Source organism: Tsukamurella pulmonis (assembly GCF_900103175.1).
Lineage (GTDB): Bacteria > Actinomycetota > Actinomycetes > Mycobacteriales > Mycobacteriaceae > Tsukamurella > Tsukamurella pulmonis.
Map to the genome: position 1 here is coordinate 908,369 of NZ_FNLF01000002.1, position 14,860 is coordinate 923,228.

Below are 14,860 nucleotides of genomic sequence, written 5' to 3' on the forward strand. Positions count from 1 at the left end.
TAGCCAACTGCTTGCAAGAGCTAGCACTAGCTGTTAGCGTGGTGTCAGCCGCGCAGACGGGAGACCGGATATGACGAGCGATGAACAGACCGAAGAGGATTCAGTGAATTCGGGTTCTGACATCGGAGCGTTCATCCGGGCGCAGCGTCTCGCGGCGGAGGTGTCCATCCGGCAACTGGCGGAACGGGCGGGGGTGTCCAACCCGTACCTGAGCCAGATCGAGCGGGGGCTCCGACGACCGTCGGCCGACGTGCTCGGGCAGATCGCCAAAGCGCTGCGGCTCTCGGCGGAGGTGCTCTACGTCCAGGCCGGGATCCTCGAGGAGCGCCCGGAATCCCCGGTGCGCGACGCGCTGATCGCGGACACGGCCATCAACGAGCGGCAGAAACAGGCTCTCCTCGACATCTACGAGAGCTTCTGCCGCGAGAACGAGACCCCACTGAAGGAGAACGTGCCATGACCGAGCAGAACACCCTCGATGACCTGAAGACCCCCCTGTTCGCCGCGCTCGGCGCCGGTGACTACGCCTACGAGGCCGTCTCCGAGGTCGTCGAGAAGCTGCGCGCCGCCGCTTTCGACGCGTCGAAGGACTTCCAGACCAAGGTCGACGAGGCGCAGGCCAAGGTCGAGGAGGCCGCCGGTTCCGCGCAGGCCAAGCTGACCGACGCGAAGGACGGCCTGCCCAAGGACGTCGACGAGCTGCGCGCCAAGTTCACCGCCGACGAGCTGCGCAAGGTCGCCGCCGCCTACATCCAGGTCGCCACCGACATCTACGAGTCGCTCGCCGAGCGCGGCGAGAGCGCCTTCGAGCGCCTCAAGGCCGGTTCCGTGATCGAGGACGCCACCGAGCAGGCCACCAAGGCCTACAACTCGGCCGTCGAGCTGACCGAGTCCTCGCTGGGCCAGGTCGCCACCGCCACCAAGCAGGTCGGCGAGCGCGCCGCCAAGCTGGTCGGCCGCGCGGGCGACGAGGTCGAGGCCGCCGCCGACAAGGCCGAGGTCGCCGCGGACAAGGCCGAGGCCGCCGTCAAGGAGACCGCCGAGAAGGCCACCGCCGCCGTGAAGAAGGCCGCCCCGAAGCCGGCCGCCAAGAAGGCCGACGCGTAATCCGCGTCACCACTGCTCCACCCCGGGCGCCCGGCGGCATTGCCGCCGGGCGCCCGACCTTTAGGCTGGTGTCATGGACGTCTTCCTCACCGGATTGAACACGGCGAGCGCGCTCGCCTACCTCGTGATCACGCTCGCGCTGCTCGCGGCGGCGGTGTTCTCCCTCATCCACGCGCTGCGCGCCCCCGCGGACGCCTTCACGGCGGCGGGGAAGTGGCAGAAGAAGGGCTGGACGCTGGTCCTGCTCCTGTGCCTGCTCCTCGTGCTGGCCGGGCTGAACTACATGGGCACCGTTCTCGGGGCCATCGGCATCCTGGTGTACCTGCTCGACGTGAAGCCGAAGCTCGATGAGGTCCGGCGCCCGGGCTATTGAACTGACGTTAGTTAAGGTTGGTGGCATGAAGATCTCCAGGAAGCTCGTCGTCGGTGCCGCGGGAGCCCTCGGCGCCGGCGCGGCCGCCGTCGCCGCGAGCGTGGCGGCCTACGCGCTCTCGTCCCCGGCCGAGCCGGCGAACGCCAAGCTGATCGAGGACTACGACGGCCCGCACGAGGACGGCACCGTCGTCTCCGGTGACGGCACCCGCCTGCGCACCCGGGCGTGGGGGCCCGCGGACGGGCCGATCGCCGTGCTCGTGCACGGCTGGTCCTGCAACCTGTCGAACTTCCCGCGGCAGGTCGAGCACCTCGTCGGCCGCGGCTACCGCGTGCTCGCCTACGACCAGCGCGGCCACGGCGCGTCCGAGCCCGGCGCGTTCGCCTACTCGTCCGCCGTGCTCGCCGACGATCTGCACGCCGTGCTCGCCGCGCACGTGCCGGCGGGGAAGAAGGCGCTGCTGGTCGGGCACAGCATGGGTGCCATCACGATCATGGCCTGGGCCGACAAGTACACCGACGAGGTCGCCGAGCGCGTGCACCACGCCGTGCTCGTCTCCACCTTCGCCCGCGACGGCATCGCCGGATTCGCCGGTGCCACCCCGCTCGCGGCCCTGCCGCGGATCGCCCCCCGGTTCACGCAGAAGCTCGGCGACGGGATCCTCGGCGCCGACGTGAAGATGCGCCACAACCGTCTGCACACCGCCGTGATCCGCTACACCGCGCTGTGCGGGTACGCCTCCTACGGCGCCGTCCGGTACACGGAGGAGATGGTCGCTTCGTGCCCGTCCGACGTGCGCGCCGAGTGGGGCCACGTGCTCGCGGGCGTCGACGTCACCGCCGGCCTGCGCAAGATCACGGTCCCCACCTCGGTCGTGGTCGGCCAGTTCGACCACCTCACCCCGCCCGCGGACGCCGATATCATCGCCGGCGAGCTCCGCGTCGCGGGGCAGTTGGACCGGTTCGCGGTGATCCGCGACGCCGGCCACATGCTCCCGCTGGAGCAGCCGGAGAAGCTCAACGCGCTCCTCGACTCCATCCTCGACGGCCGCCCCGTCGCCTCCGGGGCGTAGCCCGGGTCAGGAGAAGACGACGGTCTTGCGGCCGTGCACCAGCACCCGGTTCTCGAGGTGCCAGCGCAGGCCGCGGGCCAGCACCACCTTCTCGATGTCGCGGCCGCGCAGCACCATGTCCTCGGCGGCGTCGGCATGGTCCACCCGCGCGACGTCCTGCTCGATGATCGGGCCCGCGTCGAGGTCCGCCGTCACGTAGTGGCACGTCGCCCCGATCAGCTTCACGCCGCGCGCGAAGGCCTGGTGGTACGGGCGCGCGCCGATGAAGCTCGGCAGGAAGCTGTGGTGGATGTTGATCGCCCGCCCGGCCCAGGCTTCGCACAGCTCCGGCGGCAGCACCTGCATGAACCGCGCCAGCACCACGGCGTCGGGGGCGTGCTGATCGGTCAGCCGCGCGACTTCGGCGAAGGCCGCCGACTTGTCCTCGCCGGGGCCGGGGAACGGCACGTGGTGGAACGGGATGTCGAGGCGCTCCACGAAATCGCGCAGGTCCTCGTGGTTGCCGATCACCGCCGCGATGCGCGCGTTCAGCTCGCCCGTCGCCACCCGGCCGACGAGATCGTGCAGGCAGTGCCCCTCCTTGCTGACCAGCACGACGATGTCCTTGGGCTCCGCGCTGGAGGTCAGCCGCCACTCGGTCTCGGGGCCGAGTTCGGCGGCCACCTCGGCCGCGAACCGCGCCCGCAGCTCGTCGAGGGGCAGGGCGACGCTGTCGGCGCGGACCGCCTGCCGCGTGAAGAACCAGCCGGAGTCCTGGTCCGAGTGGTAGCCGGCCTCGACGATCCATCCGCCCACGTCGGCGAGGAAGGTCGAGATGCGCGCGACGATGCCGGTGGTGTCCGGGCAGCCGAGCGTGAGGACATAGCGCGTATCGCGGGTCACGCCCGGTATCGTCTCAAACGTGCTCACTCGCTCCGAAGTCGCCGCCCTCGTCGATCACACGTTGCTCAAGCCCGAGGCCACCGAGGCCGCCGCCGCGGCGGCCTACGCCGAGGGGCTGGACCTGGGCGTCTACGCCGTCTGCCTGTCCCCGTCGATGCTGCCGCTGCGCGCCGCGATCGACGCGCAGGCCGGCGATCCCCGCGCCCCGAAGACGTGCGTCGTGGCGGGCTTCCCCTCCGGCAAGCACCACACCCTGATCAAGGCCGCCGAGGCGCGGATGGCGATCGAGGAGGGCGCGCACGAGGTCGACATGGTGATCGATGTGGGGCTCGCCCTCGCCGGTGACCTGGACCGCGTCTTCTCCGACGTGCTCACCGTCCGCGAGGCCATCGGCGCCGACCCGGTGCTCAAGGTGATCGTCGAGTCCGCCGCGCTGCTCGAGTTCGGCGACGCCGACCTGCTCACCGAGGTGTGCAAGCGCTCCGTCAAGGGCGGCGCCACCTTCGTCAAGACCTCCACCGGCTTCCACCCGTCGGGCGGCGCGTCCGCCGAGGCGGTGGCGATCATGCGCGCGGCCGTCGGGCCCGACGTGGGCGTCAAGGCCTCGGGCGGCATCCGCTCGGCCGAGGCCGCGCAGGAGATGATCGACGCCGGGGCGAACCGCCTGGGCCTCTCCGGCTCGCGCGCCGTGCTCGCCGGCTTCCCGGAGTAGCCCCGGACCCGGTCTTCCCGACGTGCGCCTGGTCAGGTCAGGCGCGCCGGCAGCGCCGCGTAGCCGTAGAGCGTCGAGAGCCCGCGGTGCCGCGCACCGTCGACCAGGGTGAGTCCGGGATACCGCTCGAACAGGGCGGGGAGGGCCACGACGGCCTCCATCCGCGCCAGCGCGGCGCCGATGCAGGCGTGGATGCCGTAGCCGAAGCTCACGTTCTTCTTCGCTTCGGCGCGCGTGACGTCGAACTCGTGCGGCCGGTCGAAGACCTTCGGGTCCCGGTTCGCCCCGGCGAGCTGCAGCGAGACCATGGTGCCGGCCTGCAGCGGCAGGCCGGCGATCTCGACGTCCTCCCGCGCGACGCGGGCGGTGCGCTGGACGGGGCTGGAGAAGCGCAGGATCTCCTCGATCGCGTTCGGCCACAGCGCGGGATCGGCGCGCAGCCGCTCGAGTTGCTCCGGGTGCGCCAGTAGTTCGACGATGCCGTTGCCGATCAGGTTCACGGTGGTCTCGAAGCCCGCGCCGATGAGCAGCGCCGCGTTGGTGGTCAGCTCCCGGTCCGTGAGCTCGCCGCTCGAGGCCAGTAGCGCGAACGGATGGTCCGCGTCCGGATCGGCGCGCACCCGCGCGAAGTGGGCGGTGAGGTAGTCGTGCAGGCCGGTCAGCGCGACCTGCGAGCGCCGGTACACCGGCCACGACAGCCCCGGGTCCAGCAGCGGCGCGGCGGCCTCGCCCCACTCGAGCATGTACTCGTCGTCCTCCTCGGGCAGGCCGAGGAGCCGCCCGATCATGGTGACGGGCAGCTTCGCGGCGAAGTCGCGCACCAGATCGGGCGAGGGCTCGTCGGCCATCGCGTCGAGGAGCGAGGCGGTCACCGTCCGGGCCCGGTCGGTGAGTTGCTCGATCGAACGGGGTGTGAAGGTCCGCGCGATGGGGTGCCGGTAGGCCGTGTGCGCCGGGGGCTCACTCACCAGCATCGACGGTGGCTCGACGGGGTTCGGCAGCGCCGGGTCGGTCCGCTCGAGCACGCGCAGCAGCGGCCGCGGGAAGCCGAAGTCGGCCGGCTGGACGGTGCCGAAGCGCTGATCGCGCAGGATCTCCCGGCACACCGCGTGATCGGCGGTGGTGGCGCCGACCTCGCTGCGCACCAGCGGGCCCTCCTCGCGCAACGCGTCGAAGACCGCGTACTGCGAGCCGGGCTCGCCGTAGCCGAGCAGCATCTGCGCCATCCGGTCGCCGCGCTCGGCCCGCCGCGGGAGCGCACGCCGGGGGAGCCCGTGCAGGATCCCCCAACGGACCCGCATGCGCAGGTCCGCCGCGGCGGCGCTCAGCGGGTTCACACGATCGAGCAGTTCGTGGCGCCCACGTCGCCGCCGCTCTCGATGTCCGCCGGCAGGACGTTCTGGCCCGAGTAGCGCAGCGAGACGCCCTCGTCGGTCATCTTCAGGTCGCTCGCGGTCAGGCCCTTCGGGGTGGGGATGTCCGCGACGGCGGTGATCAGCTGCTGCGCGAGATCGTCGGGCACGCCGATGCCGAAGACCGAGGCCTTGCTCGCGGTGAGCACCACCTTGTTGTCCTTGATGGTCGGCTTGAGGTTGATCGTCACCGGGAAGATGACGGCGGTGCCGCTGACCTCGATCTGGTTGGCCGCCGAGTTCAGGGTGACCTTCGTGTCCGAGAGCACCTGGACCTGCGCGACCTTGTTCTTGATGCCCTCGGCGGAGAGGGTGCCGACGATCGTCGCGTCGTCGACCTTGTTCTCGCCGCCGGTCTCGACGCCCTTGAGCAGGATGTGCGCGTCGAGGCCGGGAGTGCCCTGCAGGCCGTCGACCTGGATGTCGATCGTCGAGAGCTTGCCGCTCGCGTTCTGGATCACCATCGGGGTCTTGTCGAAGGAGACCTTCACGTCGTTGGCCTTGGTGCCGCTCTTGACGTTGTCGGCCAGGCAGCTCTGCACGTGGTTGCGGATGTAGAGCTCGGAGCCGACGAGCACGATCACCAGCAGCGCCACGGCGGCCGCCGCGCCGAGCGCGATCAGCTTGCCCGTCGAGCGCTTCTTGGCCGGGCCGCCGGGCCCCTCGGGGCCGCCCGGGCCGCCGCCTCCGGGGCCGGTGGGCGGGATCTGCGTCGGCGGGACCGGCGGCTGACCGGGCAGGCCCTGCTGCGGGCCACCCACGGGTGCCTCGGGCCGCTCGTGCGCGCCGGGGCGCTGCGCGGACTCGATCGGCCGGGTCAGGCCGTCCTGCGGGCCGGGCGCCGGCTGCTGCGGCTGCGCGGGCTGCTGCGGCTGCTGCCGGTCGGCGGGGCCCAGCGGCCGCGTCAGGTTCGGATCCTGTGGGCCGTTCTGCGGGCCGGGGTTCTGCGGGGCGTTCGGGTTCGTGTCCATCGGCGTTAGATTGTTCCTCATCCCTGGGTGGCGACGGTGAAGTCCCTGCGGTTGGCGAGCACGGGCAGTCCGGCCCGCACCTCGTCGACGCGCGCGAGCGGCAGGTCGACGACGACTAGTTCCGGCGCGTTGCCGGCGGAGGCGAGCACGGCACCGTCGGGCCCGACGGCGAGCGAGCCGCCCACGCCGCGCGGAGCGGTACCGGGGTCCGGATCGGACGGTCGCGCCTGGTCGACGGCGACGACGTAGGTGGTGGAGTCGAGGGCCCGCGCGCGGGCGAGCGTGGTGAAGGCGTCGAGCTTGCCGGGACCGTCGCCCCACGACGCGGGCGCGAGGATCACGCGCGCCCCCGCGTCGGCCAGCCGCTGGTACAGGGCGGGAAAACGCAGGTCGTAGCAGGTGCTCAGGCCCACGGCGACCTCGTCCACCGTGATCAGCACCGCACGCTGACCCGGCTCGACGGTCCGTGATTCGGTGAAGCCGAAGGCGTCGTAGAGGTGGATCTTGTCGTAGCCGGTGCGGGTGCCGTCGGGGGCGGCGTGCAGCAGGGTGTTGCGCACGCGGCCGTCCGCGGCGGGCGTGAACATGCCCGCGACGACGTGCACGCCGCTCGCCCGGGCGGCGTCCGCGATGCGCTCGGCCCACGGGCCGTCGAGCGGCTCGGCGACGGGACCGAGCGGCACGCCGAACCGGCACATCGTGGCCTCCGGGAACACGGCGAGCGCCGCCCCCGCCTCCGCGGCGCGGCGCAGCCCGTCCTCGACCAGCGCGGCGTTGGCCGCCGGGTCGGTGGTGGCCTCGATCTGCGCGAGCGCGACCGTCAGCGATGTCATGCGCACCACACTACTGACTCGTCTCCGACGAGTCGGCTCACGATGTCGAGTTCTGCGGCGATGGAGATGCGCCAGGACACGTCCACCCCCCCGCAGAACTCGACATCGTGAGCGACTACGGCGCGACGAACGACCAGTCGACGGTGAGCAGGTTGTCGCGCACCGGTCGGCGGGGTGCGCGGGCGGCGCCGTCGGTGCGGGCGGCCAGCGCGATCGCCGCCGCCCGCCAGCGCACCCGGTTGCCGTACGGCGCGTACCCGGCCGCGTGATCGAAGCACTCGTCGGCCAGTGCGAGCAGCGTGTGGATGCGCTCACCGGGCACGTTGTGGTGGATCAGCGCCTTCGGCAGCCGCTCGGCCAGGTCCGACGGGTGGTCGCTGTACCCGGGGTGCCAGGCCAGCGTGAGGGTCCGCGGCCCGCCCCGGTCCAGCGTGATCCAGCAGCACCGCCGGCCCAGCTCGTCGCAGGTGCCCTCGATGAACACCCCGCCCGGGGCGAGCCGCGAGGTGACCGTCTCCCAGGCGCCGCGCACCTCGTCCTCGTCGTACTGGCGCAGCACGTTGAAGGCGCGCACCAGGTTCGGGCGCAGGCCCGCCAGTTCGAAGCCGCCGCGGGCGAAGTGCACGCCGTCACGGTCGGGGACCACCCGGTCGGGATCGATCTCCAGGCCGGTCACCCGCACCGACGGGGCGACCCGGCGCAGCCAGGAGGCCCACTCGAGGGTCGTGTTCGGGCGCGCGCCGTAGCCCACGTCGACGGCCAGCGGCGACGGGCCGGCGAGCGCGGCGATGACCGCGGGCGACTGCGCGGACCACCGGTCGCTGCGGCGCAGCCGGTTGAGCCCCGTCGTGCCGCGGGTGATGCGCCCCTCGGGCTGCACGATGCGGCCCTCGGGGGCGGGCACGCGGATCAGGCGTTCTTGTCGACCCAGTACTTGAGGTACTCGGCCTCGGCGCGGAAGAGATCCACGAGGTTGATCAGGATGAGCTGCTCGAGCTTGGTGCCGACGAAGGGCACGAAGACCTTGACCACCGTGGTGTACCGCATCGTGCAGCCGGTCTCGGTGTTGAACAGCGAGGCCTCACCCTTGAGCGAGCCGGGGCCCGCGGGGATCGACGCCTTGTAGTCGCCGATGGAGCTCTCGCCGTCCCACGCGCCGTAGAACTCCTCGCGCGTGATGATCATGTCCTTCTTCACGACGCTCTGCGCGATCGGCGGCAGGTACTCGTGCGGAAGGTTCTGCTTCTGGACGACCGTGATGCCCTCGTCGTCCACGTCGAACTCGGCGAGCTCCGACAGCGGCGTCAGGTTGCGGAAGTCGGTCATCTTCTCCGTCCAGTACTCCTTGTTCGAGTACGCGGCGTAGAAGGTCTCGGCGGGGAACGGGAAGCGCGCCGAGTAGCTGAGACGTCGTGCCATGGGGGCAGAGCTTACCGGTCAGGCGTGCTCAGCGATCCACTGCAGGGTGAACTCGCGTTCGCTCTCCATCAGCTCCTGCAGGTTCTCCACCACCAGCGACTCGACCTTCTTCGCGACGAAGGGGATCGACACGCTGGCCTCGCCGGCGGCGGTGATCCGCGCTGCCGAGCCGTCCGAGCCGGGGCCGGCTTCCAGGACGGCCGTGCCGGACAGCTGCGCCGGCACGCCCTGGATGTCGGCGGAGAAGCTGCCCTCGCACCGGGTCCCGTCGAACGGGCCCCATTCCTCGACGCGGTGGATCTCCAGGCCGCCGGGGCGGATCGCGGTCACCACCGGCGGCAGCTGATCCTCGCCGATCACGTGCACGACGAGCACGCGCACCGAACGCCCGGCGCCCTCGCCGGTGATGCTCACCTCCGCGACGCGCGCGCCCTCGCCGCCGACCTCGGCCACACGGGCGGGCCAGTACGCATCGTCGGTGAACGCGGCGTGCAGCGCGGCCGGACTGGTGGCGTAGTCGAGCGAGCGCTCGAGACGGGTGGTCATGGGCTGACACGTTACCGTTGCGGGGTGCCTGAACTGCTATCGGAGTTGACCACGCTGCGCCTGGGCGGTCCGGCGCGTTCCTACGTGCGGTGCGAGAGCGCCGCTGCGGTCGCGGAGACGGTCGGCCGGTGCGACGCCGCGGGCGAGCCGGTGCTGCTGGTCGGCGGCGGATCGAACCTGGTGATCGCCGATGCGGGCTTCGACGGGACCGTCGTGCACCTGGCGCACGACGCGATCACGATCGACGGGACGGTGCTCACCGCCGACGCGGGCGCCGTCTGGGACGACGTCGTGGCCGCGTCCGTCGACGCCGGGCTCGGTGGTCTCGAGTGCCTCTCCGGCATCCCGGGATCCGCGGGCGCGACGCCGGTGCAGAACGTCGGGGCGTACGGCGTCGAGGTCGCCGCGTGGCTCGACGCGGTCGAGCTCCACCACCGCGCCACCGGCGAGACCGCGTGGGTCGCGCCGGAGACGCTGGGGCTGGCCTACCGCACCTCGCGCCTCAAGCAGCACGACGCGACCTCCGGCCCTGCCGACGTCGTCCTGCGCGTCCGGTTCGCCCTGTCCGACGGTGCCTCCGCCCCCATCCGGTACGGCGAGCTCGCCCGGGCCCTGGGAGCCGAGCCGGGCGACACCGTCGACCCCGACCAGGCCCGCGCCGAGGTGCTCGCGCTGCGCCGCGGCAAGGGCATGGTGCTCGACCCCGCCGACCACGACACGTGGAGCGTGGGCTCCTTCTTCACCAACCCGGTGGTGCCGGCGGACGCCGCGGCGGCGACGGTGCAGCGCATCGAGGCGGCGACGGGGGAGAGCACCCCGCAGTACCCCGCGCCCGACGGCGTCAAGCTCTCCGCGGGCTGGCTGATCGAGCGGGCCGGGTTCCACAAGGGCTACGACGGTGGCCGTGCGGGCGTCTCCCTGTCGACGAAGCACACACTCGCGCTGACCAACCGGGGCACGGGCACGACCGCGGAACTGCTCGCGCTCGCGGGCGACGTGCGCGACGGGGTCTTCGACCGGTTCGGCGTCGAGCTGCGGCCCGAGCCGGTGCTCGTGGGTGCGGAGCTGCCCCCGCTGCGCCCGTAGAATTGATTCAGTGTTCGACATGTTTCGTGCGCCGGTAGGCCGGCGCGTCTTCCTGGGCGGTGCCGCGGCGACGGTGGCCGTCGCCGCGACCGCCTGCACCCGTGACGGCGGGATCATCGCTACCAGGGCCGATGCCCCCACCTTCACGTACTCGCCCGCCGACGGGAAGCCGATCGGCCCGCGCGAGAACGTCTCCGTGCGGGTGCAGGGCGGCACCTTCCGGCCCGGCGTCGCGCTGACCAACACGCAGTCGGGCAAAAAGGTCGAACTGACCGCCTCGCCCGACGGTGTGACCTATTCGACCGCCGAGCCGCTCGGCTTCGGCGCGACGTACCGCTGGTCCGGCACGGCCGACGGCGAGGGCGGCACCTTCTCGAGCCTCGACGGCGAGGTCTCCGTGGTCTCGCCCGACGCCACGATGTCCGTGCAGATCAACATCGCCGACGACGCCGAGGTCGGGATCGCGGCGCCGCTGATCCTCAAGTTCGCCGGCACCGTCGAGGACAAAGCGGCGGTCGAGAAGGCGCTCGAGGTGACCACCGTCCCGCACACCGAGGGTGCGTGGGCCTGGCTGCCCGAGGACAACGGCTCCCGCGCGCACTGGCGGCCGCGCGAGTACTACGCGCCCGGCACCAAGGTGTCCATGAACGGCAAGCTCTACGGTCTCGACCACGGCGACGGCAAGTACGGCGCCAGCGATGTGACCAGCTCGTTCGTCGTCGGACGGTCGCAGATCGTCAAGGCCTCGGCACCGTCGCACCGGATCCGGGTGATGCGCGGCGACCAGGTGTTCCTGGACCTGCCGTGCTCGTACGGCGAGGCGGACCTGCCCCGCAACATCACCCGCTCCGGCATCCACGTGGTCAGCGAGAAGCACGAGGACTTCTACATGTCCAACCCCGCCGCCGGGTACTTCAACGTGCACGAGCGGTACGCGGTGCGGATCTCCAACAACGGCGAGTTCATCCACGCCAACCCGCAGACCGTCGGGAACCAGGGCGCCTCGAACGTGACCAACGGTTGCATCAACCTCTCGCTCGCGGACGCGCAGCGCTACTTCGAGAGCGCGCTGTTCGGGGATCCGGTGGAGGTCACGGGCACGTCGATCGAGCTGTCGGAGGCCGACGGGGACATCTACGACTGGACCTTAGACTGGCCGACGTGGCAATCGATGTCGGCGCTGGCGAAGAATTGACCGTTCCCGGTGCGCGGAGGATGTCCGCGCAGGTGGCGTGCACGGTGATCGCGCCCACCGTGCTGGAGTACCAGGCCACCGTCGCGCGGGTGCCGGGCCTGCAGGTGCAGGAGTCGCTGTCCGTCACGCTCGACGGTGCGCCGCTGCCGGTCCACGAGATCGTCGGGCCGCACGGCGGCCGGATCCACCGCGTCGACGCCGGGCCCGGCAAGGTGCTGCTGGACTACCACGCGCAGGTCGCGGGGTTCGCCGCGCCGGAGTCCGCCGACGAGTACCTGCGCTCGCTGTACCTGCGGCCCTCGCGCTACTGCGAGGTGGACCGGTTCTACGGCTTCGCCGCGAAGCAGTTCGCGGGCGTGACCGGGGATGCACAACGCGCTGTGGCGGTGCGCGAGTTCGTCGCGGGGCGCCTCGACTACCTGCCCGGCGCGAGCCGTTCGGTCGACGGTGCCTCCGACACCCTGCTCGCCTCCGCCGGCGTGTGCCGCGACTACGCGCACCTGACGATCGCCCTGCTGCGGGCGCTGAAGCTGCCCGCGCGGATGAGCGCCGTCTTCGCGCCGGGCTGCGATCCGATGGACTTCCACGCCGTCACCGAGGTGATGGTCGACGGGCGCTGGTGGGTGCTCGACGCGACGGGGCTCGCCCCGCGCGGCGCCATGGTGCGCATCGCCACCGGCCGCGACGCCGCCGACATCGCCTTCCTCGACAACCACGGCGGTTCCATCCGGTTCGAGCGCCTGACGGTGACCGCCGACTCGGCAGCACCGCTGCCCACCGACGACCCCCGCGCGCTCATTCCCATCGCCTGAGCGGTGCGCGGCCGCGGGCGCCGGGGGCGCCCGGGGGGCGGGGCCGCCGCCGCATGGCCTTGTGTTGCTCACAAGAGCCATGCGCGTGGCGCATGGCTCCGACGCCGAGAAATGCCTCTGAGCTGCGACGATTCAGGTCATGCGTGCTGCGCATGGCTGTTCGTAGCGACACAACGCCCTGGGGCTCGCCCGCACCCGCACTCGCAGCAGCTCCCGAGTGCGCGGCGCGGTGCTGAAAAAATCAGGCGCGACGCAGGGCCAGCAACTCCTCGAACACCGCCCGCGCATCGGCGGGGGCGTCGACGCGGAAGCGCGCGGCGGTGGCACCGTCGCCGACCTTGACGGAGACGTCCTCGGGGCCGGTGAGGACGGCGAAGGCCTTCTCATCGGTCACGTCATCGCCGAGGTAGAGCACGCCGTCGGCGCCGGTCCGCTCCCGCAGCACCGTCAGCGCGCGGCCCTTGGACGCGTCGAGCACCGTCAGTTCGAGCACGGCCTTGCCGTCCGTGGCGTGCACGCCGGGCAGGGCGGCGGGGCCCCGTCGTGCCTGCTCCAGGGCGAGCGGGCCCGCTGACGGATCCACCACGTTACGCACGTGCAGGGCGGCGCCGAGCGGCTTCGGCTCGACGGCCGCGCCGGGGAACCGCTCGGCGATCGCGGTGAGATCGGCGAGCACGCTCGCGCGCAGGTCGATCAGGGCGGGGGAGAGGACGCCCTCGAGGCCCTCCTCCCACTCGGCGCCGTGGCTGCCGACCGTGACCAGCGGCGCGGCCGCCCCCGAGAGCCGGCCCAGCGTCGCGCGGTCGCGGCCGGAGACGAGCGCCACCGTCACCCCCGGCAGCGCCGCGAGCGAAGTCAGCGCCGGCACCGTGCCGGGCAGCGGGAACGCGGCGGCCGGGTCGGCGACGATCGGCGCGACCACCCCGTCGTAATCCGTGGCCACCAGCACCGTGTCCAGCGCGGCGAACCGCTCCAGCGCGGCGCGCAGGGTCATGCCGGGGTCTCGTCGACGGTGCCGGCCAGCGTCTGCAGGAAGGAGCGGGCCCAGCGGTCGACGTCGTACTGCAGCACCTGGCGGCGCATGGTGCGCATCCGGCGCTTGCCCTCCTCGGGCTCCTGGTGCACCGCCTCGTCGATGGCGTTCTTGACGCCCTCGAGGTCGTGCGGGTTGCACAGGTACGCCTGGCGCAGTTCGGCTGCGGCGCCGGTGAACTCGCTGAGCACGAGTGCGCCCGTCGAGTCGTTGCGGCAGGCGATGTACTCCTTGGCCACCAGGTTCATGCCGTCGCGCAGCGGCGTGACGAGCATGGCGTCGGCGGCGGCGAAGAAGGCGAGCAGCTCGCGCCGCGGCACGGGACGGTGGATGTAGTGGATGGCGGGCCGCCCGACGCGGCCGAAGTCGCCGTTGATCCGGCCGACCTGGCGCTCGATGTCGTCGCGCATCACCTTGTAGGACTCGACCCGTTCGCGCGACGGGGTCGCCAGCTGCACGAAGACGTGCCGCTCCGGATCGAGGCGGCCCTCCTGGTAGAGCTCGCCGATCGCGCGCAGCCGCACGTCGATGCCCTTGGTGTAGTCCAGCCGGTCGACGCCGAGCAGGATCTTCTCGGGGTTGCCCAGCTCCTTGCGCAGTCCGCGTGCCCGCTGCCGCGTCTCGGGCAGCTTCGCGGTGGCGGAGAGCTCGGCCGATTCGATCGAGATGGGGAAGGCGCCCACCCGTACGGAGCGGAAGCCGACGGTGACCACCCCAAACTTCGAGCGCACGCCGACCGAGTTCTTGCTGGTGGAGTACCCGGCCAGCTTGCTGGCGAGGTAGAGGAAGTTCTGCGCGCCGCCGGGCAGGTGGAAGCCCACCAGGTCGGCGCCGAGGATGCCCTCGATGATCTCGCGCCGCCACGGCATCTGCATGAACAGCTCGACGGGCGGGAACGGGATGTGCAGGAAGAAGCCGATCTTCAGGTCGGGCCGCAGCATGCGCAGCATCTTCGGGACCAGCTGCAGCTGGTAGTCCTGCACCCAGACGGTGGCGCCCTCGGCGGCGACCTTGGCCGTCTCCTCCGCGAAGCGCCGGTTGACCTCGACGTAGGTGTTCCACCATTCGCGGTGGTACTCCGGCTTGACGATGACGTCGTGGTAGAGCGGCCACAGGCTGCCGTTGGAGAAGCCCTCGTAGTGCTCCTCGACCTCCTGGGCGCTGAGCTTGACCGGCATGAGGAGCATGTCCTCACCGGGGATGGGCTCGCCGCCGATGTCGGGGGCGCCGGGCCAGCCGACCCAGGCGCCGTTGCGGGCGCTGAGGATCGGCTTGAGCGCGGTCACCAGGCCGCCGGGCGATTCCTTCCAGTTCAGCGTTCCGTCGGGCGCCCTCTCGACGTCGACCGGAAGCCGGTTCGCCACGACGATGAAATCCGATGTTCCGAACGCCGCAGCGGCCATGGAG

At 71.8% G+C, this 14,860-nt stretch carries 17 protein-coding genes; 8 read left to right on the forward strand and 9 right to left on the reverse strand.

The window, feature by feature from the left end:
- The first annotated feature begins 70 nt into the window (after positions 1-70).
- The 4 genes from BLQ62_RS04615 to BLQ62_RS04630 all read left to right on the forward strand — a co-directional run bounded on the left by BLQ62_RS04615 (position 71) and on the right by BLQ62_RS04630 (position 2,552).
- Complete coding sequence (locus BLQ62_RS04615; RefSeq protein WP_068533451.1) at positions 71-460, forward strand: helix-turn-helix domain-containing protein; 390 nt, start codon at positions 71-73, stop codon at positions 458-460.
- Positions 457-1,107, forward strand: a complete 651-nt coding sequence (locus BLQ62_RS04620; RefSeq protein ID WP_068533449.1) for a hypothetical protein — start codon at positions 457-459, stop codon at positions 1,105-1,107. The genes BLQ62_RS04615 and BLQ62_RS04620 overlap by 4 nt, the downstream gene beginning before the upstream one ends.
- 73 nt (positions 1,108-1,180) lie before the next feature.
- Complete coding sequence (locus BLQ62_RS04625) at positions 1,181-1,480, forward strand: DUF2516 family protein (RefSeq protein ID WP_068533447.1); 300 nt, start codon at positions 1,181-1,183, stop codon at positions 1,478-1,480.
- A gap of 25 nt (positions 1,481-1,505) precedes the next feature.
- Positions 1,506-2,552, forward strand: a complete 1,047-nt coding sequence (locus tag BLQ62_RS04630; RefSeq protein ID WP_068533444.1) for an alpha/beta fold hydrolase — start codon at positions 1,506-1,508, stop codon at positions 2,550-2,552.
- 6 nt (positions 2,553-2,558) lie between these two features.
- Here the strand turns inward: BLQ62_RS04630 and purU are convergent, their stop codons facing one another.
- Positions 2,559-3,434: a formyltetrahydrofolate deformylase gene (gene purU, locus BLQ62_RS04635; protein ID WP_114653046.1), complete on the reverse strand. Its 876-nt coding sequence runs from the start codon at positions 3,432-3,434 to the stop codon at positions 2,559-2,561.
- A 7-nt stretch (positions 3,435-3,441) separates the two neighbouring features.
- On the opposite strand from purU, the gene deoC reads away from it, so the two are divergent.
- Positions 3,442-4,146 (forward strand): deoxyribose-phosphate aldolase, encoded by a 705-nt coding sequence (gene deoC / locus BLQ62_RS04640; protein WP_068567407.1) that lies wholly within the window; start codon positions 3,442-3,444, stop codon positions 4,144-4,146.
- Positions 4,147-4,178: 32 nt separating this feature from the next.
- On the opposite strand, the gene BLQ62_RS04645 is transcribed toward deoC, so the two are convergent.
- From BLQ62_RS04645 to BLQ62_RS04670, 6 genes are all read right to left on the reverse strand, one after another.
- The gene (locus tag BLQ62_RS04645) at positions 4,179-5,447 is read right to left on the reverse strand and encodes a cytochrome P450 (protein ID WP_082756701.1); all 1,269 of its coding nucleotides are present in this window, start codon (positions 5,445-5,447) and stop codon (positions 4,179-4,181) included.
- Between the two features lie 32 nt (positions 5,448-5,479).
- Entirely contained in the window at positions 5,480-6,529 is a 1,050-nt protein-coding gene (locus BLQ62_RS04650; RefSeq protein ID WP_068567009.1) for an LmeA family phospholipid-binding protein, read from the reverse strand.
- Between the two features lie 17 nt (positions 6,530-6,546).
- Positions 6,547-7,353 carry a carbon-nitrogen hydrolase family protein gene (locus tag BLQ62_RS04655; protein WP_068567405.1) on the reverse strand — a complete coding sequence of 269 codons (807 nt, stop codon included), beginning with the start codon at positions 7,351-7,353 and terminating at the stop codon, positions 6,547-6,549.
- 124 nt (positions 7,354-7,477) lie between these two features.
- Positions 7,478-8,275 carry a methylase gene (locus BLQ62_RS04660; protein ID WP_068567007.1) on the reverse strand — a complete coding sequence of 266 codons (798 nt, stop codon included), beginning with the start codon at positions 8,273-8,275 and terminating at the stop codon, positions 7,478-7,480.
- Entirely contained in the window at positions 8,272-8,781 is a 510-nt protein-coding gene (locus tag BLQ62_RS04665; protein ID WP_068533436.1) for a DUF2505 domain-containing protein, read from the reverse strand. The genes BLQ62_RS04660 and BLQ62_RS04665 overlap by 4 nt, the downstream gene beginning before the upstream one ends.
- A gap of 18 nt (positions 8,782-8,799) precedes the next feature.
- The gene (locus BLQ62_RS04670) at positions 8,800-9,327 is read right to left on the reverse strand and encodes a DUF2505 domain-containing protein (protein WP_068533433.1); all 528 of its coding nucleotides are present in this window, start codon (positions 9,325-9,327) and stop codon (positions 8,800-8,802) included.
- A gap of 24 nt (positions 9,328-9,351) precedes the next feature.
- On the opposite strand from BLQ62_RS04670, the gene BLQ62_RS04675 reads away from it, so the two are divergent.
- The 3 genes from BLQ62_RS04675 to BLQ62_RS04685 are packed head-to-tail and all read left to right on the forward strand — an operon-like array spanning position 9,352 to position 12,420.
- Entirely contained in the window at positions 9,352-10,413 is a 1,062-nt protein-coding gene (locus tag BLQ62_RS04675; RefSeq protein WP_114653267.1) for a UDP-N-acetylmuramate dehydrogenase, read from the forward strand.
- Between the two features lie 19 nt (positions 10,414-10,432).
- Complete coding sequence (locus BLQ62_RS04680; protein WP_082756700.1) at positions 10,433-11,608, forward strand: L,D-transpeptidase; 1,176 nt, start codon at positions 10,433-10,435, stop codon at positions 11,606-11,608.
- Entirely contained in the window at positions 11,575-12,420 is an 846-nt protein-coding gene (locus BLQ62_RS04685) for a transglutaminase-like domain-containing protein (protein ID WP_115391395.1), read from the forward strand. The genes BLQ62_RS04680 and BLQ62_RS04685 overlap by 34 nt, the downstream gene beginning before the upstream one ends.
- A 241-nt stretch (positions 12,421-12,661) precedes the next feature.
- Here BLQ62_RS04685 and otsB read toward each other — a convergent pair whose 3' ends face one another.
- Positions 12,662-13,414 (reverse strand): trehalose-phosphatase, encoded by a 753-nt coding sequence (otsB, locus tag BLQ62_RS04690; protein WP_068567002.1) that lies wholly within the window; start codon positions 13,412-13,414, stop codon positions 12,662-12,664.
- The gene (locus BLQ62_RS04695) at positions 13,411-14,856 is read right to left on the reverse strand and encodes an alpha,alpha-trehalose-phosphate synthase (UDP-forming) (protein ID WP_068567000.1); all 1,446 of its coding nucleotides are present in this window, start codon (positions 14,854-14,856) and stop codon (positions 13,411-13,413) included. The genes otsB and BLQ62_RS04695 overlap by 4 nt, the downstream gene beginning before the upstream one ends.
- Positions 14,857-14,860: the final 4 nt, after the last annotated feature.